Origin of the sequence: Stieleria sp. (assembly GCF_041595215.1) — a bacterium.
GTDB classification, from domain to species: Bacteria; Planctomycetota; Planctomycetia; order Pirellulales; family Pirellulaceae; genus Stieleria; species Stieleria magnilauensis.
This window is the reverse complement of sequence record NZ_JBFHKV010001173.1, coordinates 1-2500: the sequence shown is the minus strand read 5'-3', so window position 1 is coordinate 2500 and position 2500 is coordinate 1. Positions and strand designations below refer to the sequence as shown.

The following is a 2500-nucleotide window of genomic DNA, read 5'->3' as shown; positions in this document are numbered from 1 at the left end:
TGGAGCTTCCCACGACGTTACAGAGGGCCAGGGTGCGGTGGCCTTTGCGTTTGGTTTCCCGCAAGGCGGCCAGCGTGTCGGCCGTCTCGCCGCTTTGGGTGATCCCGAACACCAGCGTGTTGTTTTCGATCGGCGGGTTGCGGTACCGCAATTCGCTGGCGTATTCGACACAGACGGGAATCCGCGCGAGTTCCTCGATCAGGTACTCGCCGACCAGCGCGGAGTGCCAGCTGGTACCGCATCCGGTCAGGATGATGCGTTCGACGCTGCGTAGTTGTTGCGGGGTCAGGTTCAATCCGCCAAACACGGCGGTGGCGTTTTCTTCGTCCAGCCGGCCGCGCATCGCGTTCTTCAGCGATTCGGGTTGCTCATAGATTTCCTTGAGCATGTAGTGGTCATAGCCCTGCAAGCTGACCTCTTCTTCGGCCGCTTCCAGGGGTTGGATCTGAACCGTCACTTTGCCCTGTTCCCGGTGCGTCACCGAAAAGCCTTGGGGGCGGAGCACTGCCAATTGGTGGTCGGCCATGTAGACGATGCGATCGGTGCAGCCGGCCAGCGGGGACGAATCGCTGGCGACGAAGTACTCGCCGTTGCCGATTCCGATCACCAGCGGGCTGCCGAATCGAGCGGCGATCAACAAGTCGGGTTGATCCCGGAAGGCGATCACCAGCCCATAGGTGCCGCGGAGCTGGGCGATGGCCCACTGGACCGCTTGCACGTATTGCAACGACGGATCGTCGGCAGTCTCCGGCGTCACACGCAGGCCTTCGGCGATCAGATGGGCGACCACTTCGCTATCGGTCGCGGACTGAAACGCGTAGCCTTTTTCGATCAGCTCGTTTTTCAGCGTTTGAAAGTTCTCGATGACTCCGTTGTGCACCAGAATCACTTCGCCGTCGCCGCCGACGTGCGGGTGGGCGTTTTCCTGGGTCGCCGGCCCGTGGGTGGCCCAGCGGGTGTGGCCGATCCCGATCGGTCCGTCGACGGGATTTTGGCCCAACGAGCTGGCCAGGGCGTCGATTCGGCCGACCGCGCGGGTGATGTGGAACGTGTCACCGCCGTGGATCGCCACGCCGGCACTGTCATATCCGCGGTATTCCAAGCGGCGCAGACCACTGAGCAGGAAGTCGCCCGCTTTGTCCGAACCGACATATCCGACAATTCCACACATCGCAATTCAATCTGTTTTGGAGGCCTGTCTGTTCATCCCGGCCGGCCTTGACCGGGGGGAATCAATTTAGTTGCCGTTTCGGGCATGAACAAACCTAGCTCAAAACACAGACGCTGCCGATCCCAGAAATCTTTCCGGTCGGATCAACCGTGCCGGTTGGAGCGGCTGGGATCGATCAGGCGGCCCGTTTGCCGGCGGCCAGACCGGGCAGCGTTTCGGTCCAGCGACCGTTTTCCTGGGCGAAGACGATGGTGTGCGACTTGCTCAAGCGGGCCAGAGCGCTGTGCTGAGCCGGGGTCGGCGGCTGCTCGGCGGACCACAGGATCAGATCGACTTGGCCGTACGTTCGGACCACACGATCCAGGCCGGCGTCGATCGCCATCGGCACCAGATGGGCTTTGGCCGGGTACTCACGCAGCTGTTTGTGAAAGTCTCGCAGCGAAAGCGCGTTGCCGCCCAATTCAAACTCATCGATCGCGATGTAATGAATCGGGGTCGAGTGGCCTTTGTGGGTCAGCGCGTGCAACATCGCCAGTGAGCGCCGTCCGTCACCGACACCGACTTCCAACACCGATTGAACGGACAGCGATTCCATCCGTCGAAACAGTTTCTTGTCGTCGCGTGTGGCGGCACCTGAAATGGACTTGGACGTCGCCGGGCGCGTCGGCACGGCCGCGGGGCGTTGGGCCGGCGGGGAGGTTTGCTGGGCGGACTGGATCCGCGGTGTTGGATTCAAACCTGGTTCCGGGCACTGTGTCCCTGGACTCACCGTCTCTGAACTCGCGTGGACTTTTGGCGTGGCCGACTTGCCACGAATCGAATTCCAGAGTTTTCGAAGTGGCATCACACCCTCACCGATACGAGAACGCCAAACGAAACAGACCAACGACACACCGGTGTTGAATCGGCGGTGAGTGGCTGATCAATCGAAGGAAACTGTCGGGTTTCGCTTTGGTGCCGGTTTGGCAAACTGTGCGGGCTACCGTCCCAGTCGGATGCCCAAGGGCAGCGAGTCGCCGAACACGGCGGTCTCTTCGTCTCGATCCAGCGTTCCGCCTTCGGTCAGCAGGGTGACGAAGTGGTCCGCCGCATCCCTGGACTGCAAGTACGTAGCGGCTTTGTCTCGGGTCGCTGCGGCGATGTCTCGGTAGCGGTCGCCCGTTTTGCGCCCCAGTTGCACGAGCGTCAGTGGCACGTCGGATTCAGGCGGATCGACGGCGATCAGCGATTCGATCCATGACTGAACCGTGGCGACCGGGATGGTGGTGTTGAGCGGGCCGTAGGCGGGTTGGCGTCCGCCGAGTCGGCCGAGCGCCCAGAGCAGCGCGG

The 2500-nt window shown here is 62.2% G+C and carries 2 protein-coding genes and 1 pseudogene; all 3 read right to left on the bottom strand.

What is annotated here, in order from left to right; translation table 11 throughout:
• Positions 1 to 1171 (bottom strand): glutamine--fructose-6-phosphate transaminase (isomerizing) (gene glmS, locus ABX749_RS29345; RefSeq protein ID WP_372899168.1); only part of this gene is annotated, 1171 nt, incomplete at its 3' end.
• A gap of 175 nt (positions 1172 to 1346) precedes the next feature.
• Complete coding sequence (locus ABX749_RS29340; RefSeq protein WP_372899167.1) at positions 1347 to 1907, bottom strand: hypothetical protein; 561 nt, start codon at positions 1905 to 1907, stop codon at positions 1347 to 1349.
• Between the two features lie 243 nt (positions 1908 to 2150).
• Positions 2151 to 2500, bottom strand: a pseudogene (locus tag ABX749_RS29335) (molecular chaperone Hsp70); the annotation flags it as partial.